At 67.5% G+C, this 20,594-nt stretch carries 21 protein-coding genes and 1 tRNA gene; 13 read left to right on the top strand and 9 right to left on the bottom strand.

The window, feature by feature from the left end; genetic code table 11:
* The first annotated feature begins 11 nt into the window (after positions 1-11).
* Positions 12-473, top strand: a complete 462-nt coding sequence (tadA, locus tag AAC067_RS01760) for a tRNA adenosine(34) deaminase TadA (protein ID WP_339928941.1) — start codon at positions 12-14, stop codon at positions 471-473.
* Between the two features lie 187 nt (positions 474-660).
* Entirely contained in the window at positions 661-948 is a 288-nt protein-coding gene (locus AAC067_RS01755; protein ID WP_339928938.1) for an MliC family protein, read from the top strand.
* A gap of 7 nt (positions 949-955) precedes the next feature.
* On the opposite strand, the gene AAC067_RS01750 is transcribed toward AAC067_RS01755, so the two are convergent.
* From AAC067_RS01750 to AAC067_RS01740, 3 genes are read right to left on the bottom strand one after another with little or no spacing between them, the layout of a single operon-like run.
* Positions 956-1,549 carry a GNAT family protein gene (locus AAC067_RS01750; RefSeq protein ID WP_339928936.1) on the bottom strand — a complete coding sequence of 198 codons (594 nt, stop codon included), beginning with the start codon at positions 1,547-1,549 and terminating at the stop codon, positions 956-958.
* Positions 1,546-2,652 carry a 3-dehydroquinate synthase gene (aroB, locus tag AAC067_RS01745; RefSeq protein ID WP_339928934.1) on the bottom strand — a complete coding sequence of 369 codons (1,107 nt, stop codon included), beginning with the start codon at positions 2,650-2,652 and terminating at the stop codon, positions 1,546-1,548. The genes AAC067_RS01750 and aroB overlap by 4 nt, the downstream gene beginning before the upstream one ends.
* A complete protein-coding gene (locus AAC067_RS01740) occupies positions 2,649-3,206 on the bottom strand; it encodes a shikimate kinase (RefSeq protein ID WP_339928932.1) in 558 nt (185 codons plus the stop codon). The genes aroB and AAC067_RS01740 overlap by 4 nt, the downstream gene beginning before the upstream one ends.
* 122 nt (positions 3,207-3,328) lie before the next feature.
* Here AAC067_RS01740 and AAC067_RS01735 point away from each other — a divergent pair, with 122 nt between their 5' ends.
* The 4 genes from AAC067_RS01735 to AAC067_RS01720 all read left to right on the top strand — a co-directional run bounded on the left by AAC067_RS01735 (position 3,329) and on the right by AAC067_RS01720 (position 6,431).
* Entirely contained in the window at positions 3,329-4,234 is a 906-nt protein-coding gene (locus AAC067_RS01735) for a tyrosine recombinase (RefSeq protein WP_339928930.1), read from the top strand.
* An 89-nt stretch (positions 4,235-4,323) separates the two neighbouring features.
* A complete protein-coding gene (locus AAC067_RS01730) occupies positions 4,324-5,274 on the top strand; it encodes an acetyl-CoA carboxylase carboxyltransferase subunit alpha (RefSeq protein WP_339928928.1) in 951 nt (316 codons plus the stop codon).
* Between the two features lie 87 nt (positions 5,275-5,361).
* Positions 5,362-5,958, top strand: a complete 597-nt coding sequence (locus AAC067_RS01725; protein ID WP_339928926.1) for a response regulator — start codon at positions 5,362-5,364, stop codon at positions 5,956-5,958.
* Positions 5,955-6,431, top strand: a complete 477-nt coding sequence (locus AAC067_RS01720; protein ID WP_339928924.1) for a chemotaxis protein CheE — start codon at positions 5,955-5,957, stop codon at positions 6,429-6,431. The genes AAC067_RS01725 and AAC067_RS01720 overlap by 4 nt, the downstream gene beginning before the upstream one ends.
* Here the strand turns inward: AAC067_RS01720 and AAC067_RS01715 are convergent.
* The 3 genes from AAC067_RS01715 to AAC067_RS01705 all read right to left on the bottom strand — a co-directional run bounded on the left by AAC067_RS01715 (position 6,428) and on the right by AAC067_RS01705 (position 9,988).
* Positions 6,428-8,191 carry an ABC transporter ATP-binding protein/permease gene (locus AAC067_RS01715; RefSeq protein ID WP_339929758.1) on the bottom strand — a complete coding sequence of 588 codons (1,764 nt, stop codon included), beginning with the start codon at positions 8,189-8,191 and terminating at the stop codon, positions 6,428-6,430. The genes AAC067_RS01720 and AAC067_RS01715 overlap by 4 nt on opposite strands.
* Before the next feature lie 174 nt (positions 8,192-8,365).
* A complete protein-coding gene (locus AAC067_RS01710) occupies positions 8,366-9,574 on the bottom strand; it encodes an acyl-CoA dehydrogenase family protein (protein WP_339928922.1) in 1,209 nt (402 codons plus the stop codon).
* 108 nt (positions 9,575-9,682) lie between these two features.
* Entirely contained in the window at positions 9,683-9,988 is a 306-nt protein-coding gene (locus AAC067_RS01705; protein WP_339928920.1) for an SCP2 sterol-binding domain-containing protein, read from the bottom strand.
* Between the two features lie 825 nt (positions 9,989-10,813).
* Here AAC067_RS01705 and AAC067_RS01700 point away from each other — a divergent pair.
* Positions 10,814-11,131: an autorepressor SdpR family transcription factor gene (locus AAC067_RS01700; protein WP_339928918.1), complete on the top strand. Its 318-nt coding sequence runs from the start codon at positions 10,814-10,816 to the stop codon at positions 11,129-11,131.
* The gene (locus AAC067_RS01695; RefSeq protein WP_339928916.1) at positions 11,128-11,754 is read left to right on the top strand and encodes a hypothetical protein; all 627 of its coding nucleotides are present in this window, start codon (positions 11,128-11,130) and stop codon (positions 11,752-11,754) included. Before AAC067_RS01700 ends, AAC067_RS01695 begins: the two co-directional genes overlap by 4 nt.
* A 581-nt stretch (positions 11,755-12,335) precedes the next feature.
* Here the strand turns inward: AAC067_RS01695 and AAC067_RS01690 are convergent.
* Positions 12,336-12,427, bottom strand: a tRNA-Ser gene (locus AAC067_RS01690).
* A 129-nt stretch (positions 12,428-12,556) separates the two neighbouring features.
* Here AAC067_RS01690 and AAC067_RS01685 point away from each other — a divergent pair.
* The 4 genes from AAC067_RS01685 to AAC067_RS01670 are packed head-to-tail and all read left to right on the top strand — an operon-like array spanning position 12,557 to position 17,508.
* On the top strand, positions 12,557-14,146 hold the full coding sequence (locus tag AAC067_RS01685) for an exopolysaccharide biosynthesis polyprenyl glycosylphosphotransferase (protein ID WP_339928914.1): 1,590 nt from the start codon (positions 12,557-12,559) through the stop codon (positions 14,144-14,146).
* A gap of 13 nt (positions 14,147-14,159) precedes the next feature.
* Positions 14,160-15,611 (top strand): lipopolysaccharide biosynthesis protein, encoded by a 1,452-nt coding sequence (locus AAC067_RS01680; RefSeq protein ID WP_339928912.1) that lies wholly within the window; start codon positions 14,160-14,162, stop codon positions 15,609-15,611.
* Positions 15,608-16,549: a glycosyltransferase gene (locus AAC067_RS01675; RefSeq protein WP_339928910.1), complete on the top strand. Its 942-nt coding sequence runs from the start codon at positions 15,608-15,610 to the stop codon at positions 16,547-16,549. Before AAC067_RS01680 ends, AAC067_RS01675 begins: the two co-directional genes overlap by 4 nt.
* Before the next feature lie 26 nt (positions 16,550-16,575).
* Positions 16,576-17,508 (top strand): glycosyltransferase family 2 protein, encoded by a 933-nt coding sequence (locus AAC067_RS01670; RefSeq protein ID WP_339928908.1) that lies wholly within the window; start codon positions 16,576-16,578, stop codon positions 17,506-17,508.
* A 9-nt stretch (positions 17,509-17,517) separates the two neighbouring features.
* On the opposite strand, the gene AAC067_RS01665 is transcribed toward AAC067_RS01670, so the two are convergent.
* The gene (locus AAC067_RS01665; protein WP_339928906.1) at positions 17,518-18,216 is read right to left on the bottom strand and encodes a hfsB; all 699 of its coding nucleotides are present in this window, start codon (positions 18,214-18,216) and stop codon (positions 17,518-17,520) included.
* A gap of 48 nt (positions 18,217-18,264) precedes the next feature.
* Entirely contained in the window at positions 18,265-19,710 is a 1,446-nt protein-coding gene (locus AAC067_RS01660; RefSeq protein WP_339928904.1) for a chain-length determining protein, read from the bottom strand.
* Between the two features lie 129 nt (positions 19,711-19,839).
* On the opposite strand from AAC067_RS01660, the gene AAC067_RS01655 reads away from it, so the two are divergent.
* Complete coding sequence (locus tag AAC067_RS01655) at positions 19,840-20,589, top strand: polysaccharide biosynthesis/export family protein (RefSeq protein ID WP_339928902.1); 750 nt, start codon at positions 19,840-19,842, stop codon at positions 20,587-20,589.
* Positions 20,590-20,594: the final 5 nt, after the last annotated feature.

Raw genomic sequence — 20,594 nt, 5'->3', positions numbered from 1 at the left:
ATGAGCGGTTCATGCGCATGGCACTCGACCTTGCGCAAGCGGCAGCGGACACCGGAGAGGTGCCCGTGGGGGCCGTCGTGGTCGATGAGGCCTCCGGAACCGTCATTGGCCTGGGCGGTAACGGTCCGATCGGAGCGCATGATCCCACGGCCCACGCTGAAATCGTGGCCCTGCGCGCAGCGGCCAAGGCCCTCGGCAACTACCGCCTCACCGACCTGACACTTTATGTGACGCTTGAACCCTGCACCATGTGTGCCGGGGCCATCAGTCATGCCCGAATCGGTCGTGTCGTCTGGGGAGCTGACGATCCCAAGGGGGGAGCGGTAATTCACGGAGTCCGCGTGTTCGACCAGCCGACCTGCCACTGGAGGCCCGACGTTGAAGGTGGGGTTTTGGCTACCGAAGGCGGTGATCTGCTCCGCCAGTTCTTCCGCAGTCGACGCGCCGGAACAGTGGCCACTGCTGAGCGTTAGGTCGACGGTCCTTCCGCGCTATCGAGCCTGACTACAGATGAAGAGGATACCTCCAATCCGCACTCAACAGCTGGCCGGCCTCGCTATCCTCCTGATCGCGGCCTCCGCAATTTCGGGTTGCGACAAGCCATCCCGGGCCGCGCCAGACGACGGCGAAGAAATCCAGGCCCGCGCCCGAGAGACCCAGATGCCGCAACGCCGAACCGGTGCGGAGCTCCAGGACCGCGCCCTCAACCGCGTCGTGCGCGCTCTTTACCTGTGCGACAACGGCGACCGGCTATCGGTCGACTTCGACAATCCCCGGATGATGGCGACTGTTCGGAATTCAATGGGCGAGGCGGTGGACCTGCATCAGGAACGCGCCGCCGACGGCATCTGGTACAAGGCGAGTGGTTCTGAACTACGCGGCAAGGGCGACTCGGCCCGCTGGACCGCCGACGGGCAGCCTCCGACCGAATGCCGCGCCATCGACTGATCTGCGTTCAGTCGGTCGCGAAACCCGCCAACCGCTCATCCAGCTTCTGCCGAACGTTCGGCCAGTCCGTGTCCAGAACAGCGAACTGGGCGGTGTCCCGAACCCGGCCGGTCCAGGTGACCTTGTGACGAGCCAGAACCCCCTCGTCCCTTGCACCCAGCTTGCGGATCGCTGCCTGGCTACCCGGGTTCATGGCGTCGGTGATGATTTCGATCCGAACCGCACCGGCGATGAAGGCATGGCCCAGCAGCAATCGTTTGCACGCTGGATTGACGGGGCCACCGCGGGCCTCCGGCCGATAGAAGGTCGATCCGATCTCGCAGCGCCGATGCTCGGGCCGAATCTCGTACAGGCTCGTCGTACCGACCAGGGCACCGCTAGCCTGGCTTCGCACGGCGAATGGGATACGGGCCCCTTTGGACATGGCAGCCAGCGCCCCCGCCCACCAGCCGTCGAAATGCGGTCCATAGGCGGACGCGACCATTCCGCCCCAGGCTTCCGGATCGCAGTCCAGCGCCGCCCTGACCTCGCCTTTGATGGCCGGCTCGAATGGCTCCAGACGAACGAATTTATTCTCCAGCACCTCCGCCGTCAGGATCATCGCGCTCCCTCGGTTCGAAGAAATCCCGCCAACCTAACCGCATCAACCGTCCGCTCGACGAAGGCCTGCCCGATACCGCGCACCAGTATCAGGGTGAGGTGACCATCCTCGACCTTCTTGTCCCCGGTCATGCGGCGCACCAGAGCTCCGGCTCCGGCCTCGCCGACCTCTGCCAGCCGTGTGGGCAGGCCCGCGGCCGCCAGTCCGGACACCGCCCGTTTTACGTCGGCATCCGGGCAGAGACCCAAGGTCGCTGAGTAGCGAAACGCCATCGCGCACCCCAGCGCCACAGCCTCACCGTGGGTCAGTACCAATTCGTCAAAACCCAGCTCGACTTCAAGTGCATGGCCGAAGGTGTGCCCCAGATTCAGCAGGGCGCGCCGCCCGGTCTCACGCTCGTCCTCCTCAACGATGGCGCTCTTGATCTCGACCGACCGGATCACGGCCCGCTCGAGCGCTACAAGATCGCCATTCACCCCAACCGCCCCTTCGCCCGCCAGCCAGTCGAAGAAGGCCGCATCGCAGATCAGGCCGTGCTTCAGCACCTCTGCCCAGCCCGAGCGCAGTTGGCGCGGCGGCAGGGTGGCCAAGACGTCTATATCGGCGATCACCCGTCGCGGCTGATGGAAAGCTCCGACCAGATTCTTGCCGCGCGGCGTGTCGATCGCCGTCTTTCCGCCGACCGAGGAATCGACCTGGGCCAGCAGGGTGGTTGGTACCTGGACGAAATCGATACCCCGCATGTAGAGCGCGGCCGCCAGGCCGGCCAGGTCGCCGACCACGCCGCCACCCAGGGCGACGATCAGGTCCTTGCGGTCCAGTTCGTAAGCCAACAACCGGTCAATCACTCGCTCCAACTCAGTAAAGGACTTCGACGCTTCGCCCGGCGGGACGGTGAGAATGCGGGTCCTCAGTCCGGCACCTTCCAGCGAAGCCAGGACCGCTGGACCGTGAAGGGCAGCCACTGTCTCGTCACTGATGACGACGACGCGCCCCTTGGTCAGGGTGCTGACTTGCGCGCCCAGTCCAGTCAGCAGTCCCCGCCCGACCTCGACCTCGTATGAGGTGAAACCCGCGCCGGAGACGGAAATCGTCGTGCTCATGAGGATTCATCCCGAGCCCAGAAGGCCTCCAGGGTGGCGACGATCGCCTCCACCGCATCGGCATGCGCCCCACTCGCAACGTCCACGGTGACATCGGCCGTGGCGTAGATCGGATAGCGGACCGCCGCCATCGCCTCCAGCGCCTCCAGTGGGTCACGACCGCGCAACAGCGGTCGGGTGTCCCGGCGCTGCACGCGCTGCGCCACGACCGCCAGATCCGCCCGCATCCAGACAGTGGTCGCCCGCCTCTTCATCAAGGCCCGGGTCTCGGAGTTCAAGATCGCGCCACCGCCCGTGGCCAGAACTCGGCGATCACCCTCCAGCAATCGCCGCATGACCCTTGCCTCCCCGGCACGGAATTCCGGTTCTCCCAGCTCAGCGAAGATTTCGGACACCGTCATCCCGGCAGCGGCCTCGATCTCGACGTCCCCGTCGGCGAACGGCAGGTGCAGACGACGCGCCAGCCGCCGTCCGACGGTAGATTTCCCCACCCCCATCAGCCCCACCAGCGCTATGGTGCGCCGTGATGCCGGAATCGGCGCAACATCGCTCATGCGGACGGCTCCGCAGGCACAGGCTGGTGGGGAGGAGAGAGGCAGGCACACATGATCGCTTCACCCTCTACATCAAGAAGCCCCCCTGCAAGGGACCGCTGCACGCTGAACTGGGGCTTTCGATGAGTACGCCACAGGTCGAGGCATTTCTGGAGATGATGGCGGTGGAGCGCGACGCCTCGCCGCATACGCTTTCGGCGTATGGTCGGGATCTGGCGGACGCCGAGGCTAGCCTGTCCGAGGTCGGCGGGTTGATGGCCGCCGATGCGTCGGCGATCGAGGCATGGTTCGCTGACCTGACAACTCGCGGCCTGTCGCCGGCCACGTCCGCGCGCCGACGCTCATCCATCCGCCAATTCTACCGCTTCGCCCTGGCCGAGGGCTGGCGGACCGACGACCCGTCTAGACGTCTCGACGCTCCGAAACAGGGGCGGTCCCTGCCCCGGACGTTGTCCATCGACGAGATTGGCCGCCTGCTGGCCGCCGCTTCGTCCCGGGACGGGACCAGTGGCGTGCGGATGGTCGCCCTGGTGGAACTGGCGTACGCCTCGGGCATGCGGGTTTCGGAACTGCTGAACCTCAAGGTCGAATCGGTCCGCCGCGATCCCGCATTCCTGATCGTTCGCGGCAAGGGCGGCAAGGAACGGCTGGCTCCGCTGAACGCCGCCGCCCGCGAGGCCGTCCGCGTCTGGCTGACCGTACGCGATACGGGTCGCAAACCCGCCACGCCCGACGGTGTCTGGCTGTTTCCGTCGAGCAGCGGTCGTGGGCACCTGACGCCACGGCGTTTCGCCCAGATGCTGGACCAGGCTGCCGTCGTCGCCGGACTCGACCCGGCACGGGTCAGCCCGCACGTCCTGCGTCACGCCTTTGCGACCCATCTGCTGGAGGGCGGGGCCGACCTGCGGGTGGTGCAGACCCTGCTGGGCCATGCGGACATTGCTACGACCCAGATTTACACCCATGTCACGTCCGACCGGCTCAGTCGGGCCGTGCAACGGAATCACCCGCTCGCGCGGGAAGACTGACGCCTCTACTTGCTCGCGCGCGATTGCCCCACTAGGTTCCGCCGCCTTCCCGTGGCGCATCTATCGCGCCTGCCGCACCGGACGCCTTCATGGCCACCCACTACCTCGAATTCGAAAAACCGATCGCCGATCTGGAGGCCAAGATCGAGGAACTGAGCCTGCTGTCCACGACGTCGGGGTCGTTCGAGACCGAGATCGACGGCCTGCGCCGCAAGGCCGAGCAGCTCCGGACAAAAACCTACGCCAACCTTGATCCGTGGATGAAGACCCAGGTCGCCCGCCATCCGCAGCGTCCGCACCTGATCGACTACATCGACGGCCTGTTCACTGACTTTGTCGAATTGCGCGGCGATCGCCAGTTCGGCGACGACCAGGCTATCCTCGGTGGCCTGGCCCGGTTCCGCGGCGAGGCTGTGGTCATCATGGGCCACGAAAAAGGCAATGACACCGAGTCCCGCCTGAAGCACAATTTCGGCATGGCCCGGCCCGAAGGCTATCGCAAGGCGGTCCGTCTGATGGACATGGCCGAGCAATTCGGCCTGCCGGTCCTGACGTTCGTTGACACCGCGGGTGCGTATCCGGGGCTCGGAGCCGAGGAGCGCGGCCAGGCCGAGGCCATCGCCCGCTCGACCGAACGCAGCCTGACGCTGGGCGTCCCGTCGATCGCTACTATAACTGGTGAAGGTGGATCCGGCGGAGCCATCGCCATCGCCGGGGCCAGCCGGGTCCTGATGCTTGAGCATTCCATCTATTCGGTGATCTCGCCCGAGGGAGCAGCCGGTATTCTGTGGCGTGACGGGGCCCGGGCCCGCGACGCTGCCATGGCCATGAAAATCACCGGTCCCGACCTGATCGGACTCAAGATCGTCGACCGACTGATCACCGAACCCTGCGGCGGAGCCCATACTGATCCAACCACCGCCGTGGCCGCCGTCGGGGATGTTCTGGCCGAGGAACTGCGGGGTCTGGCCGGCCTGTCGCCTGACGCCCTGCGTCGCCAGCGCGCAGACCGGTTCTACGCCATCGGTCGGGCAGGTTGAACCGTTAACCTTCCCGCTACTCATGAGAGTTATTGATCGGGGTTGGTGGCGGCAGCCTGCTGTCAAATCTCAAGGTCTCGGGTTTTAATGAGTGGTCTCGCTACGTCACTCCGGGCCAGTTCGGTCATCAATCTCAGCAGCGCTGTGACGATGGTCGTCGACGACTCTCCTTTTGCCCTGGACCTGACCAGTCAGGCCCTGCTCGGCTTCGGAATCCGAACCCGGTTCGCCTGTCGTAACGCCGCAGACGCGATCACCATCCTAAAGGAGAGCCCGGTCGACCTTCTGCTGGTGGACTGCGAAATGCCCGGCACAGATGGATTTGAGCTGGTCCGCTGGCTGCGGCGTTCCGGGCTTGATCCGAACGCCTTCACCCCGATCATCATGACCGCCGCCCATCTGCGCCGTTCACGCGCCACCGAGGCGCGGGACTGCGGGGCCAGCTTCGTCATTGTCAAACCCTTCAGTGCCATCACCCTGTTGGAACGGATCGTCTGGGTCTCGCGGGATCAGCGCCCCTTTCTCGAGGTTGGCGACTATTTCGGACCGGACCGCCGTTTCCGGGACGATGACCCGCCCGGCGAGGAACGTCGCGCCCTGATGATCCGCAAGGCCGCTGCCGAGGCCGAAACCGGCACGCAGTCCCCCTCAGAAGACATGTTCGAGAGTAGCGTCCCATCATGACCGTCATCACGCACAAGCGTCGCAAGTCCCGCCTGACCGAGATGATCGACAAGCCCGGTGGCATCAGTATCGGCGTGGCTTTGAGCCAGGCGGAGGCCAATATCGAGGAACGGCGCGGGTCCAGCGTCGAGGCTGTGGCTGAGATGGTCAAATCCCTGCTGGCGATTGAGCAACCGACATCGCTGGAAGACAATTTCGAACGGCTGATCGAGGTCTATCGCGGCAGCAATGCGATTATCGATGTCGCCAGTCCGTTTGGCCTGAATGAACTGTGCGAGGCGGCGAGCCACCTGTGCAACCTGGTCGACGCGGCCCCCGCCGGCGAATTGTTCGACTGGCGGATCGTCACCGTCCACGCCCAGGCGATGCAGATGTTGCTGCGCCTGCCGGAGGACGCGGCCGAGGCGCGAGCGACTGTCCTGGCCGGCCTGCAGCAGGTCAAGGAACGCAACAGCCCGACACCGAAGGACTAGGTCCGGGTTCGGGCACCGCGGGTCTGTTTGCGCCACAGGGCCGCATATTCGCCGCCGAGATGGGCGACCAGTTCGTGGTGGGCACCGCGTTCGACGATGCGCCCGGCCTTCAGCACCAGGATCTGGTCGGCGTCGGCAATCGTCGACAGCCGGTGGGCGACCACCAGGGTCGTGCGCCCGGCCCGGGCCTTGCGCAGCGTTTTCTGGATCGCGGCCTCGGTGCGGCTGTCGAGGGCGCTGGTGGCCTCGTCGAGGATCAGGATGCAGGGATCGGCCAGCAGGGCCCGGGCGATGCCGACGCGCTGACGCTCGCCGCCTGAGAGTTTCAAGCCCCGCTCCCCGACCCGGGTGTCCAGCCCATCGGGGAGGTCGCGAATGAAGGCCGCCAGTTCGGCCGCCTCGACCGCATCCCAGATGGCGGCCTCATCGGCGTCGGGGCGGGCGAAGCCGATATTGGCGCGGATGGTGTCGTTGAACAGGGCCACGTCCTGGGGCACCAGGGCCACCGCCGTCCGTAGCGAGGCCTGAGCAACCTGGCGCACGTCATGGCCGTCGATCAGCACCCGGCCCTCCTGCGGATCCAGCAGGCGCAGCGCGAGTTTGACGATGGTCGACTTGCCTGCGCCGGACGGACCGACCAGGGCGGTTGTTGTTCCCGGCGCGGCGCTGAAGCTGACGCCTTCCAGCCCGTTGGCCCGGGCGTCATGACGAAAGCCAACACCCTCGAAGGCGATGCTGCCGCCGCGATGGGCTGTGTCGCGGGTCAGGGCGACGGCATCGGGTGCGTCGGCGACCTGCGGAGTCTGGCGCGTGACCTTCAGCATCTCCTCCATGTCGATGAACGACTGGCGCACCTCGCGATAGGCGAAGCCGAGGATGTTCAGTGGCCCGTACAGGGAGATCATGATCAGCACCGCGGCCATAACGTCGCCCGGGCCCATGCGACCGGCGGCGGCCTCGAACCCGGCCATCACGGCCATGACCCCGAGACCGAGGTTCATGATGCCGGCCTGGATCGTGTTGAGCAGGGCCAGGGAGCTGTTGGCCTTAAGGGCAGCCCGGGTGTAGTCGCCCAGCGCCCGGTCATAGACTTGGGCCGAGCGGGCCTCGGCCCCGAACGACTTGACCGTCTCATAGTTCAGCAGGGCGTCGACCGAGACGCCGGCAGCCTCGGTGTCGGCCGTATTCATGGTCCGGCGATGCTCGAGCCGCCAGTTGGACAGGGCGAAGGTCGAGGCGGTGTAGACCAGCACCACGACCACGGCCACCGCGCCGAAACGCCAGTCATAGCGGGCCCCCAGCACGCCGGCCGCCAGCACCAGCTCGACTCCGGTCGGGACCAGGTTGAAGGCGAGGATGCGCAGCAGGAAGTCGACCGAGCGGGCACCGCGTTCCATCGTCCGTGACAACGAACCGGAGCGTTTGGTCTGGTGGAAGTCGAGCGACAGGCTGAGGGCATGGGCGAAGGTCTCGGTCGCCGCGCGGCGCTGGGCGGCCGAGCGCACCGGGGCGAACACCACATCCGCCAGCTGCGGTGCGGTCGACGACAGCAGTCGGACGAGGGCCCAGCCGACGGCGAAGCCGCCGAAGCCCCAGCCGAGCGCCGCGGCCGTGCCCTGTCCCTGGGCCAGCGAGTTGACGGCAGCCCCCAGCACCAGCGGAGCCAGCACGCCCAGCGCCTTGCCCGCCAGGGTCAGCAGCACGGCGGCGATCAGGCGCAGCTTCAGCCGGGGCGCGTTCGAGCGCCCGACCAGCCCCATCAGGTCCGCCAGCGCCTGAAACGTCGACGGCCCCTTGGGCTTCAGTCCAGAATCCCCGGTCGCCACTGCGACCCCGGGGTCACTGCGGTGACGTCCGGAGCGGTCACCATGCATCGTCATGCGGCGTCATATGGACTGCGCCGCACCGGACCGGAAGGCCCGACGTGGCGCGCATCAGCCGCCGCGACCGCCGTATTTGGCATATTCGAGCCGGGCGATGGTGCGGTTGTGGACCTCGTCCGGGCCGTCGGCGATGCGCAGGGTGCGGATCATGGCATAGGTCTCGGCCAGCGGGGTGTCGCTGGAGACGCCGGCCCCGCCGAAGGCCTGGATGGCGTCGTCGATGATCTTCAACGCCATGCGCGGGGCCGCGACCTTGATCTGGGCGATCTCGGACTTGGCATTTTTGGCCCCGGCCTCGTCCATCATCCAGGCGGCCTTCAGCACCAGCAGCCGGCACATCTCGATATTGGTGCGGGCCTCGCCGATGCGCTGCTCCCAGACCGAATGTTCGGCCAGCTTCTTGCGGAAGGCGGTGCGGCTGAGCAGGCGCTGGCACATCAGTTCCAGCGCCACCTCGGCGGCCCCGATCACGCGCATGCAGTGGTGGATACGGCCCGGTCCAAGCCGCCCCTGGGCGATCTCGAAGCCGCGGCCCTCACCGGCGATCAGGTTCTCAACCGGGACGCGGACGTTCTCCAGCACCACCTCGGCATGACCGATCGGGGCCTCGTCATAGCCGAACACCGACAGCATCCGGTCGATGCGGAAACCGGGGGTGTCGGTGGGGACGATGATCTGCGACTGCTGGGCGTGGGTGGCGGCGTCGGGGTCGGTCTTGCCCATGACGATCGACACGGCCACGTTCGGGTGGGCCATGTTGGTCGACCACCATTTGCGGCCATTGATCACATAGTGGTCGCCGTCGCGCTCGATCCGGGTCTGGATGTTGGTGGCGTCGGACGACGCGACCTCGGGCTCGGTCATCAGGAAGGCCGAACGGATGTCGCCGGCCATCAAGGGCTTGAGCCAGCGGTCCTGCTGGGCCGCGTCACCGTACATATGGAGCACTTCCATATTGCCGGTGTCCGGCGCGGCGCAGTTGTAGACCTCGGCCGACCACACGGCCCGGCCCATCAGCTCGGCCAGCGGCGCATATTCGAGATTGGTCAGCCCGGCCCCATGCTCGCCCGGCAGGAACATGTTCCACAGTCCGGCGGCCCTGGCCTCGGCCTTCAATTCTTCCATCACCGGCGGCTGGCGCGAGGCATCCTCACGCACCTGGGCCTTGTATTCAGCCTGACGCGGCAGGACCCGATCGTCCTGGAAGCGGCGGACCCGCTCCTGCCAGTGCTGGGCGCGGTCGCTGGGCTTGAAGTCCATGGCATCGATCCTTGCGGACGATGACGACCGCGACCCCGACGTCGCCGGGGCCCGGCCGTCACCGCCTGTGGCGGTTGTTCACCTTCCGGGGTGGAAGGCAGGTCGAAATCAGCGCTTCAGCAGCGGGGCCAGCTTCTGGGCGATCATCATGTCACCGGCGATCTTCAGCTTGCCCTGCATGAAGGCCATCATCGGGTCCAGCTTGCCTTCCGACAGGGCCATGAAGTCGTCCCAGGTCATCGAGACGGTGGCGTCGGCAGGCTTGTCTTCATTGGTCACGGTGTTCGGGCTGGACGCCCCGTCGATGTAGATCTTGCCGACATCGCCAAGGTCCAGTTTCACGGTCTTGCCCAGACCGGAATCGTCGCCCACGGCGCCGCGGATGTGTTCGGTAACCTGAGCCAGATCGGCCATGAAATCGTCTCCTGAGGAATGAGCCCCAGACCTAGACCGCTCCCGCCCCGGTGCCAAGATCACCCGAGGTCAAGTTGGGGTCGTATCCGCCTGCGGGCACGCCGACGGGCCGCGCCTGTTCGGCGGCGGTGAGGGGCGTTGGCGGAGCGCCGGGCGAACGCCCGGAGACCGTAGGGGATAGTGTTTCGGCGAACGTCAGACGCTCCGCGCGGACGGGTTTCCACTGTGCCTAGACCATGGGCATCGCTTTTAACGAGCGGTCCGTCTGCACGCGGCGGGCAGGGATGGCAGCGACCATCTCCTGGACCGGTACGGGTACTCCTCCCCGCCCCTGGGCCGTCCGGCCTTCCACCCGGCTCGACCTCGCATCCCCTCGGCAAGCGACCCCGCAGGGTCTGGCTCCGGGTTGCGCCCGCTCCATCCGCTCCCGCCGCCGCTGCGGATCGCCGGCCGAGCGAGCCCCCGTGCGACGGGACCCCGGGATGATGGCACGGGCCGGAACCAGGGCGGGAAATTGGGGGGTGGAAAAGAGTAGGTGTTTGATCGGGTTGGGGTTTGGGTAGCGCCGATAGGGGGATTTTTGGCGAGTACCTCGCATCCCGTCCCTCTCCCGGCGGGAGAGGGCTTGAGCGCACCCGAGCGTGAGCGAGGGTTCTGGCGCGAAAGGGTGAGGGGTCACGGTGCGACGCGGATGACACCGTACGCCCACACCCCAACCCCTCTCCCCCGGGAGAGGGGCTAGAACGGACCGCACCGACCCCATTCATTTCGATATCCATCAAATTGTATTGGACATCACTTTGATGATTAGCTAACTATCCAGACATGAGCACGATCTTCAAGGCCCTGGCTGACCCGACCCGGAGACGGATTCTGGAGCTGTTGCGGCGTCAGTCGATGACAGCCGGGGCGCTGGCGGACGAATTCCCGATCTCCAGCTCGACCATGTCGTCGCATTTCACCGTGCTGCGTGATGCCAACCTGGTCGTCTCGGAAAGGCAGGGAAAAACCGTCGTCTATCACCTGCAACTCTCCGTTCTGGAAGAGGCGCTGCTGAGCTTCGCCGACCTGCTGGGGCTGCAGCATCGCGCCACCGCGACGGCCGCGTCGCCAACCCAATCAAACAAGGAAACGCACGAATGACCGCATCAACCCCTCAGGCACCGGGCCGGTCGAGCTCGACAGCGCTCGTCGTGCTGCTGATCGCCTTCGCCGGCGTGGTGATCGCCAAGGAAACCGGCCAGATCGACGGCGTCATGGCCAAGCGCGGCGTCGGGGCCCTGCTGGGCCTGATCATGGTGGTGACCGGCAACATCCTGCCGAAACTGATCTTCCCGCTGACGCGAACGGCCGGGGTCAGTGCGGCCGAGCGTCTGAGTGGCTGGATCCTGGTGCTGACGGGCCTGACCCTGGTCGCGGCCTTCGTGCTGCTGCCGGATGACGGCGTGGCCCTGTGGGGGGCGTTGATCGGACTGGCCGGCTTTGCCGGGGTCGGCCTGACGATTGTGGCGTCCGGCTGGTCGATGCAGCGGGACGGCGTCGACGGTCTGGCAGAAGCGGCCGGGGCCGGTTCCGTCGCCTACCGCAGCGCCAAGGTCCGGCTGAGCGCGATCTTCATCCTGCACGCCATCGCCTGGGTGTTCGCCATGTTCGTTGCAGACGTCCTCTGGGGCGACCGCGCGGGCGTCTGGATGGTGGTGGGATTCGTCTTCGCCAACTCCCTGCTGGCGATTGCCTTCCGCAAGCACTGGGGGGCGAAGGAGTAGAGGGTCGAGGGAGCAGCTACGACGGGCGGCCTGGACCGGTTCAGACGAGCGAGCGCACGGCTCTGCCCCCCCATAATTAGGAGGGGGCAGCGCCCGAATACATGTTGAAGACGACCCAGAGGATCATCGCCACAAACACCACGAACACGAACCATGATGCTTTTGGTGTTGGCTTCTTCCACCCGTCCATTGTCGCTCCGATCTCCATGCCAAGGGCGGCGGGGAAAGGTCGGATCCCGTTGACCGCCGGCCATCATGTAGCGGGTTCACCGAAAAGCCCAGAGATGGACACCCCCTCTCCCGGCGGGAGAGGGCTTGAGCCTCCGGGAGCGAAGCGATCGGCAAGGCGAAAGGGTGAGGGGTTACGGTGCGACACGGGCGACATCGTACGCCCTCTCCCCAACCCCTCTCCCCACGGGAGAGGGGCTTTTCTTTGCCTTTCATCTTCCTTCGGAGAGCGCCTGCGTCGGGTCCTCCGGTCGCTGCGCTCCGGAGGATGACGACAGCCGGGGATGATCCAATACCAGGTCCCCGTCTGCGCGGGGACGCGCGGGGGTTTCGATCGCAATGTTGGGAAGGTCTGGCGGAGACGCAGGGATTCGAACCCTGGGTACCCCTTACAGGGTACGACGATTTAGCAAACCGTTGCCTTAAGCCACTCGGCCACGTCTCCAGCAGGCACGGCAGATAGCCGAGGGCGCGGCGCGGCGCAACCGGGTTTGGGTGACGGCGACGGCGGTAGCGTTAACGCGACAGTGAGGGCCGCTGTGCATGATTGCGCGCACCTGAACGCCGGAGTCCCATGACCCAAGCCGTCCGCCACCGTTCCCCTGCCCGACCGTCCTCGTCCTCCGCCGAGCCGGCGACGCTGGACGCCGCCGGTCTGCAGGCCCTGGCCGCAACGGCGGCGGGGACTGACGGCGATGCCGACGGGGCTGCCGATGGGGCCGCGCGGCGTGGTCCGTTCCGGCCGGAGGTCTGGCTGAATGCCCGCGAGCGTCACACGGCGCGGCTGGCCGTACATTATTTCCGCGCCTTCGACGTGCTGGCGGTGGTGGCCGTCAGCCTGCTGTGCGCCTGGGCCATCGTGCCGGGCAGCCTGGCCGAGGCCCGGTTGTGGCAGGTGCTACCGTTCGTCGCCGGGGCCGTCACCGTGCTGGCGCTGATGCGCTCGCTGGGCCTGTATCGTTTCAACCGCAGTCACCGGGTCGGTCTGCATCTGGCCGCCGTGGCCGGGATCACCCTGGCCGGGGCGGTCGCCACGATCGGTCTGGGCGCGTTGATGCGCGGGGCCGGCGCGCCGTGGTCGGCCTATCTGGTGTGGACCGGGCTGATCCTGATCAGTTTGAACGGCCTGCACATGGGCTGGAGCGATCTGGTCAGCCGCTGGCGCGGATCCGGGGCCCTGACGCCCAGTATCGTGCTGGTCGGGGCGACGCGCCACGCCGAGGGGCTGATCCGAGAGGCGCTGACGCGACGCGACCTCAATGTGCTGGGCATTTTCGACGACCGGCTGGCGCGGTCGCCACGGGCCATCGAGGGCGTGCCGGTGCTGGGCCGGGCCGATGACCTGCTGACCCACCACATGACCCCCTATGTCGACCGCATCGTGCTGGCCATCGACCCCAAGGCTGAGGCGCGGGTGCGCGACCTGACCGCCCGGCTGCGGACCCTGCCCAATGAAGTGACCCTGCTGGTCGAGCCCGCCGACGCCGACTGGGGCAAGGCCGTCGACCGGCTGGCCCGGACCTCGCTGGCACAGCTGGACGGGCCGGTCGACGATGAGCGCCGCGCCTTCAACAAGCGCCTGCAGGACATGATCGTCGGCCTGACCGCCGCCGTACTGCTGGCCCCGGTGATGGCGGCCGTGGCCGTGGCCATCCGTCTGGACAGCCCGGGTCCGATCCTGTTCCGCCAGCGCCGCCACGGCTTCAACCAGGAAGAGATCGTGGTGTGGAAATTCCGCTCGATGCGGCCCGAGGTCGCCGACGCCACCGCGTCGCGCCAGGTCACGGCCGATGATGACCGGGTTACCCGGGTGGGTCGCTTCCTGCGCTCGACCAGTCTCGATGAACTGCCGCAGCTGCTGAATGTACTGAAGGGCGAGATGTCACTGGTCGGGCCGCGGCCGCACGCCATCGGCATGAAGACCGGCCATATCGAATCGGCGCGGCTGGTGGCCGAATATGCCCATCGTCACCGGATCAAGCCGGGCATGACCGGCTGGGCCGCCGTCAACGGCTCGCGCGGGCCGCTGCATTCGGCCCAGGACGTGCGCCGCCGCGTGCAGCTGGACATCGACTATGTCGAGCGTCAGTCGCTGTGGCTGGACCTGTGGGTGATGCTGATCACCGTGCCCGTGCTGCTGGGTGACCGGCAGGCCATTCGTTGAGCGGAGCAGACTGATGTTCTGGCGCGGCGTCTGGGGCTATCTGCCGGCCAATATCGTCCAGGGGGTGGTCGGCTTCCTGGCCATCATGATCTTCACCCGGGTGTTGAGCCCGGCGGATTTCGGCCGCTATGCGCTGGCCTATTCGATCCTGACGCTGAGCCATGTCGCGGTGTTCAGCTGGCTGGAGGCGTCGATGGCCCGCTTCTGGGCCGCCGAACAGACGCCGGACGGGCTGGCCAGTCATTTCGCCAGCCTGTATCGCACCGCCTTCCGTCTGACCCTGATCTTCCTGCCGGTCGCGACCCTGATCCTGTGGCTCTGGCCGATGGAGCCGGGCTTCCGCATCGTCGTCGCCGTGGCGATCGCCGGCATCCCGATCCGCAGCTTCGCCAAGCTGGCGATGGAGCGCTACCGGGCGGCGGGCGAGGTCACCCGGGCCGCGCGTCTGGACATGATCACAACCATCGGCGGGCTGGTGATCGGGGTACTGTTCGCGCTGGGCGGGGCCGGCGGAGCGGCGCCGCTGGCCGGGCTGCTGCTGGCCCCGCTGATCACCCTGCCCTTCATCCTGCCGGGCGAGCTGAGACAGGTGCGCGGCGCGCGCGTCGATCGGGTCCGGCTGCGCAACTATGCCGTCTACGGCTATCCGATCGCCGCCTCGCTGGCGCTGGCCGTGGTGCTGTCGTCGACTGACCGCTTCCTGCTGGCGGCCTTCATGAACGAGGCGGCGGTCGGGGCCTATCACGCGGGCTACAGCCTCGCGAACCGGACGCTGGACGTGTTGTTCATCTGGCTGGGCGCGGCCGGGGCCCCGGCCCTGATCATGGCGCTGGAGCGGGGTGGCGGCGAGCGGCTGAAGGCAGCGGCGCGGGAGCAGGCCTCGACCTTCCTGCTGATCGGCCTGCCGGCCGCGGCCGGGGTCGCGATGGTGGCCGGGCCGCTGACCGAGGTGATGATCGGCGAAGACCTGCGTCGGGTCGCCGCGTCCATCACCCCGTGGATTGCGCTGTCGGCGCTGCTGTCGGGGCTGACCACCTATTATTTCCATCAGGCCTTCACCCTGGGACGGCGCACCGGCCTGTTGCTGGTGGCGATGTCGGTGCCGGCGCTGGCCAATATCGGCTTGAACCTGGTGCTGATCCCCGCCTTCGGGGTGATGGGCGCAGCCTGGGCCACGACGGCGAGCTTCGGCCTGGGCCTGATGGCCTCAATCGCCATCGGTCGCCGGGTGCTGGTCATGCCGATGCCGTGGGAGACGCTGGCGCGCTGCGGTGTAGCGACCGGGGCCATGGCGCTGGCGGTGTCGGCCCTGCCCACGCCGGGCGGGCTGATCGAGCTGATGCTGGATGCGACGACCGGGGCGCTGGTCTATGCCATCGTCGCCCTGACCCTGAATGCGGCGGGCGTCCGCGATGTGGCCGGGCGGATCGTCGCCACGGCCCGAACCCGGAGCGTACCGTCATGACCGCCAAAGGCCGCGTCTTTGCCAATCCGACCTGGAAGGTGGCCAGCCCGGTCGTATCGGTGCTGATCCCCTTCCTGCGCGATGATCCGTCGGCGCTGCTGAAACTGCTCGATGAGGAGGCCGGGGCCGTCGACGGCTCGGTCGAGATCGTGGTGCTGGACGACGGCACCCGCGATCCCGAGCTGACCAAGCGACTGACCGCCCTGATCAAGTACATGACCCTGCCGGCGCGGCTGATCACCCTGCCCCGCAACGAGGGCCGCTCGATCGGTCGTAACCGGCTGGCTACCGCCGCCCGTGGTGGCAGTCTGCTGTTTCTCGACAGCGACATGCGGCCAGACTACCGACGTTTCCTGCGTGACTGGGCCGATCTGGTTGCGCGTGAGGACCCGCCGGTGGCGTTCGGTGGCTTTTCCCTGCTGCAGGCCCCGGACGAGCCGCGCTTTGCCGTGCACCGGTCCATGGCCACCAAGTCGGAGTGCGTGCCCTATACGGTGCGGGCCCGGCAGCCCGAGAAATACGTCTACACCTCCAACCTGCTGGTGCGGCGCGACGTGTTCGCGGCCGAGGCCTTCGACCCGGGCTTCACCGGCTGGGGCTGGGAGGACGTGGAATGGGCGATGCGGGTGTCGAAGCGGTTCCGGGTGCTGCACGTCGACAATCCGGCCACCCATATGGGGCTGGACACGGTCGCGGACCTGGCTGGGAAATACGAACAATCCGCGCCCAATTTCGCCCGTGTGGTCGACCGCCATCCGGCCATCGTCAGCGCCTATCCCAGCTATCGCGCGGCACGGTTGCTGAAGCGTCTGCCGGGGCTGAACCAGCTGCGGCCGCTGCTGCGTCGTGCGGCCGAGACCGAGGGACTGCCGGTCGCCACGCGGGCCTTTTCGCTGCGTCTGTACCGGGCCGCCCTGTATGCCGGGGCCATCGCGTGACGCCGCCGTGTGACAACACCGGGTCCGTGGCCGTGATCATCCCGACCCTGCGTCGCCCGGAGGGTTTGACCCGGGCGCTGGAGTCCCTGTTCGTCCAGACCGAGGTCGCTGATCGCCTGTGCGAAATCGTGGTGGTCGACAATGATCCGGCCGGAACCGCTGCGGCGACCGTCGAGGGCCTGCGCCCGCGGTCACCGTGGCCGCTGGTCTATTGCCACGCCCCGGTGCCCGGCGTGGCCACGGCCCGCAATGTCGGGCTGCAGGCCACGGATGCGCCGCTGATCGCCTTTCTCGACGATGACGAGGTGGCCACGCCCGACTGGCTGGCGCAGCTGCTGATGGCGCAGACCCAGACCGGGGCCGATGTGGTGTTCGGACCGATCCGCGGACGCGCTCCCGGGGCGGCGGACTGGCTGAGACCCTATCTCGAGGACTTCTTCGGCCGTGCCGGACCGGCCTCGACGCGGGTGATCGACCAGCCTTTCGGTTGCGGCAATTCGCTGATGGTGCGGCGCAGCGCCCTGCCCGGCCTCGCGCCGTTCGACGTCGGGGCCGATCAGGTCGGGGGCGAGGATGACGCCCTGTTCGCCGCGCTGGCGGATCGCGGTGGCCGCTTTGGTTGGGCCGCCGGGGCCTGGGTCGACGAGATCGCCCCGGCCCATCGCGCGACGCTGCGTTATGCGCTGGCCCGGGCCTTCGCCTTCGGTCAGGGGCCGAGCCAGACGGCGGCGGCCCGGCGGGATTGGCTGGGCGTGGTGCGCTGGATGGTCATTGGAGCCGCGCAGATGCTGCTGTGGACCTGCGCCGCCGTGCCTTATCTGATCGTGCGCAGCCCGCGTCGGGCCTGGGCGCTCGACCGGATGGCGCGCGGATTGGGAAAATTGTTCTGGATGAAGGGGCTGGAGCCCCATTTTTACGGGACACGTGAACTGACACGGCTGGACGCCGCCGCCCGCTGAGCCAGCGATCTAGCCGGTCAGGCGGGCCAGGAAGCCGGGCGCGCGATAGGTCGAGCGATTGACCACGACCCCGGCGATCTTGCCGCCGACGGCCTCGATCTCGTCGCGCAGGATCATCGGATCGGCGGCCCGGGTCGACTCCGACACCACCAGAATCGTCGCATCGACGAACGGGGCCAGGGTCAGGGCCATGTCATTGCGATCGGTCGACGGCGCATCGATGACGACGGTGTCGGCATGTTTGCGCAGCGCGTCCCAGTAGCGGGAATCGGCGAGGGCCTCGGCCCGCTGTCCCGAGCGCAGACGGGTGGTGTTGAAGCGGGACACCCACAGGCGTCCGCCCAGACAGGATCGCGCCGTCAACAGCCGCGCCGGTGAGATAGGGCGACCGTCCGACCCGGTCACACGCGGAGTCACCGCGAAGAAGCTGGAACCGTCGGGTGAGGCCTGGGCCGGACGACCGAGGCGGCCGAAGCGGTCCGGTTCGTCGGCGACGGCCTCCAGCTGGCCCTGCTCTGCCAGATCGCCGTCGATCAGCCAGACCGGACGCCGGGCCCGCACCGCGGCGAGGCGGGCGTATTCCCGGGCCACCGTCGAGGCCCCCTCGCCGGAATTGGCGGCGACGACCTGGATCACCCGTCCGCGATGCGACGGGGCCGGTCCCAGTGCCGCCCAGAGGCCGGCCATTTCGGATGTGAGATCGACCATCGAATCGTTACGCGCCTAACTCGCCAGGCCACAGACTAGCATGCGGGCTCATCGCGCCTTCATCGGCGCGACTGCCAACACCGGCATTTCCAGCGTCCGCCCGACCGAGCCGGCGGTGGCGAAGCTGCGCCGGGTGTAGATTCGCAACAGGCCGACGCACAGGGCGGTGAAGCCCGCGAACAGGAAGACGACGATCAGCAGCGGGGCCTTCAGGCTCTTGCCGCGGGTCGGGGCCTGGGCCCGTTCGATGACGGTGACATTGTCGGCCCCGGCCATGACCAGGGCGCTGTCGGCCCGGCTCTGGGTCGCGCGCTCCTGAAAGTCGCGGATATTGGCGGTCAGCACCTCGCGGTCCCCGGCCAGGGTGGCATTGGTCGATTCGATCTGGGTCAGCGTCGCCTGTCGCGAGCGCAGCTCGCCGACCTGACGATCCAGAACGGCCAGACGCGCGGCCAGGGACGAGGCTTCGGCGGCGGCGGCGATGCGATCGCTCTCGGTCTGGATCCAGACGGGGTTGGGCCCGGTGCGGACTTCCTTGGGCCCCACAGCGCTGCCGCTACCGACGAAGGCCTGCAGCTGGCCGATCTGCTCCTCGATGTCCTGCACCGGCTGGGCGTCGGGCTGGTAGCGCGACAGCAGCTGTTCGCGCTGGGTGCGTAGCTGCAGAACCTGATCCTGGGCCGCGATATTGAGGTCCTGCTGCAGGGTGACCTGGGCGGGGATCGCCGCCTGCTGGGCCACCAGGGTCGCCAGCCGCTGTCGCGCCTGGTTCAGCTGGGCCTGAACCGACAGACGTTCGGCGAAGACCGTCTGATAGGTCGCCGCCAGCGTTGCCTTCAGGGTGGCGAAATCGCCGATGTCGTTGGTGTTCAGGAAGGACTCATAGGCCGAATCGGCGCTGGCCAGTTCGTCCTCGAACACCTGACGCTGCTGTTCGATGGCCGGGGTCTTGTTGTCCTGGAACACCTCGCGGCGATAGGTCAGGTACTGGGCGATGACCGCGTTCAGGACCCGGGCCGCGGTCTCGGGGTCGTCGCTCTCATAGCTGACCCCGATGATGGCGCTGCCGGGCGTGGTGCCGACCCCGAGACCCGAATCCAGGACCTTGAGCGCGTCGGTCTCGCGTTTGGCGGCGGCCGCGCTGGAGGGCTTGTCGCCGAGGAAGCTGTCGACGCCCACGGCGGCGACCGTGCGCTGCTTGACCTCGAGGCTGTTCAGGATCGCCGCCTCGGACCGGGCCACAGCCTCGGCTTCAGGGGCCTGACCGCGCTCGGCCGTACCGACCCGCGGCTGATAGACATATTCCTGGCCGACCCCGGCATAGACCTTGCCGGTCGCCGTATAGGTCTTCTTCAGGGTCAGGACCGCCGCCGTGCCCAGCACGAAGATCAGCAGGAAGACCAGAATCATCACCAGCATCTCGCGGAACAGCAACCCCACGATATCGAGGAGTCCGTAGCGCGGGCGGGCGGTGGCATAGGCCGTCGTGCGCATGGGCTGCTGGTGATTCCATATGGTCGCGGTGACTGTTGCCCCAGACTTGACCGAGCGGCGTTAACCACTGGTTACCCATAAGCGAAGACCCTGTGTCGAACGCGCCCGTCCGTTACGGATTCCTGACCCATGCCCATCGACCGCCGCCTGCTTCTGCTGTCCCTCGGTGCCGCCGCTCTCAGCGGCTGTGCCAGCGAGAACGGCGGGCGCATGCCCCTGCCCTCGGGTGGCGCGGCGGGCGGACGGGTCCAGCCGGTCGGCCAAGCCGGCTTTCCCGAGATCGCCTTCGCCGACTGGACCGAGGCCGAGCCGGAATATCTGTTGTATCCGGGTGACGAGATCGAGGTGGCCACGCCGACGGCGGTCGAATTGACCCGGACCCAGAAAGTCGGGCCCGACGGGCGTATCGCCCTGCCCCTGATCGGTCAGGTCATGGCCGCGGATCGCACGATCGCCGAGCTGGAGTCGGATATTGCCGGGGCCTATGCCTCACAGCTGCTGCGGCCCGTGGTCGAGATCACGCTCAAACAGGCCGGTCCGCTGAAAATCTGGGTGGACGGCGAGGTCCGCACGCCGGGCGTCTATGACATGCCGGGCGACATCGACGCCTATCAGGCGATCATCATGGCCGGGGCGTTCCTGCCCACCGCGCGCCAACAGGAGGTGGCGCTGATCCGGCGCGGGCCCGGCGGCGTACGCATGATGCGGGCCATTGACCTCAGGCCGCGTCGTGGCGAGGTCATCGCCCTGCGCCGCGGAGACATATTGTTTGTGCCGAGAACGACGCTGGGCGAGGTCGCCAATTTCGTGACCCAGATCCGCAACGCCCTGCCCGTCGGCTTCACCTACGCCATCAACGGGCAGTATCAGTCGTTCTAGACGGA

Source organism: uncultured Brevundimonas sp., assembly GCF_963977465.1.
Lineage (GTDB): Bacteria > Pseudomonadota > Alphaproteobacteria > Caulobacterales > Caulobacteraceae > Brevundimonas.
The sequence above is the reverse complement of the archived record's forward strand: the minus strand, read 5'-3'. Positions and strand labels throughout refer to the sequence as shown.

Coding starts and splice junctions, on each gene's coding strand:
- tadA (WP_339928941.1), top strand. CDS start 12: ATGCGCATGGCACTCGACCTTGCGCAAGCGGCAGCGGACACCGGAGAG.
- AAC067_RS01755 (WP_339928938.1), top strand. CDS start 661: ATGCCGCAACGCCGAACCGGTGCGGAGCTCCAGGACCGCGCCCTCAAC.
- AAC067_RS01750 (WP_339928936.1), bottom strand. CDS start 1,549: ATGATCCTGACGGCGGAGGTGCTGGAGAATAAATTCGTTCGTCTGGAG.
- aroB (WP_339928934.1), bottom strand. CDS start 2,652: ATGAGCACGACGATTTCCGTCTCCGGCGCGGGTTTCACCTCATACGAG.
- AAC067_RS01740 (WP_339928932.1), bottom strand. CDS start 3,206: ATGAGCGATGTTGCGCCGATTCCGGCATCACGGCGCACCATAGCGCTG.
- AAC067_RS01735 (WP_339928930.1), top strand. CDS start 3,329: ATGAGTACGCCACAGGTCGAGGCATTTCTGGAGATGATGGCGGTGGAG.
- AAC067_RS01730 (WP_339928928.1), top strand. CDS start 4,324: ATGGCCACCCACTACCTCGAATTCGAAAAACCGATCGCCGATCTGGAG.
- AAC067_RS01725 (WP_339928926.1), top strand. CDS start 5,362: ATGAGTGGTCTCGCTACGTCACTCCGGGCCAGTTCGGTCATCAATCTC.
- AAC067_RS01720 (WP_339928924.1), top strand. CDS start 5,955: ATGACCGTCATCACGCACAAGCGTCGCAAGTCCCGCCTGACCGAGATG.
- AAC067_RS01715 (WP_339929758.1), bottom strand. CDS start 8,191: ATGGGGCTGGTCGGGCGCTCGAACGCGCCCCGGCTGAAGCTGCGCCTG.
- AAC067_RS01710 (WP_339928922.1), bottom strand. CDS start 9,574: ATGGACTTCAAGCCCAGCGACCGCGCCCAGCACTGGCAGGAGCGGGTC.
- AAC067_RS01705 (WP_339928920.1), bottom strand. CDS start 9,988: ATGGCCGATCTGGCTCAGGTTACCGAACACATCCGCGGCGCCGTGGGC.
- AAC067_RS01700 (WP_339928918.1), top strand. CDS start 10,814: ATGAGCACGATCTTCAAGGCCCTGGCTGACCCGACCCGGAGACGGATT.
- AAC067_RS01695 (WP_339928916.1), top strand. CDS start 11,128: ATGACCGCATCAACCCCTCAGGCACCGGGCCGGTCGAGCTCGACAGCG.
- AAC067_RS01685 (WP_339928914.1), top strand. CDS start 12,557: ATGACCCAAGCCGTCCGCCACCGTTCCCCTGCCCGACCGTCCTCGTCC.
- AAC067_RS01680 (WP_339928912.1), top strand. CDS start 14,160: ATGTTCTGGCGCGGCGTCTGGGGCTATCTGCCGGCCAATATCGTCCAG.
- AAC067_RS01675 (WP_339928910.1), top strand. CDS start 15,608: ATGACCGCCAAAGGCCGCGTCTTTGCCAATCCGACCTGGAAGGTGGCC.
- AAC067_RS01665 (WP_339928906.1), bottom strand. CDS start 18,216: ATGGTCGATCTCACATCCGAAATGGCCGGCCTCTGGGCGGCACTGGGA.
- AAC067_RS01660 (WP_339928904.1), bottom strand. CDS start 19,710: ATGCGCACGACGGCCTATGCCACCGCCCGCCCGCGCTACGGACTCCTC.
- AAC067_RS01655 (WP_339928902.1), top strand. CDS start 19,840: ATGCCCATCGACCGCCGCCTGCTTCTGCTGTCCCTCGGTGCCGCCGCT.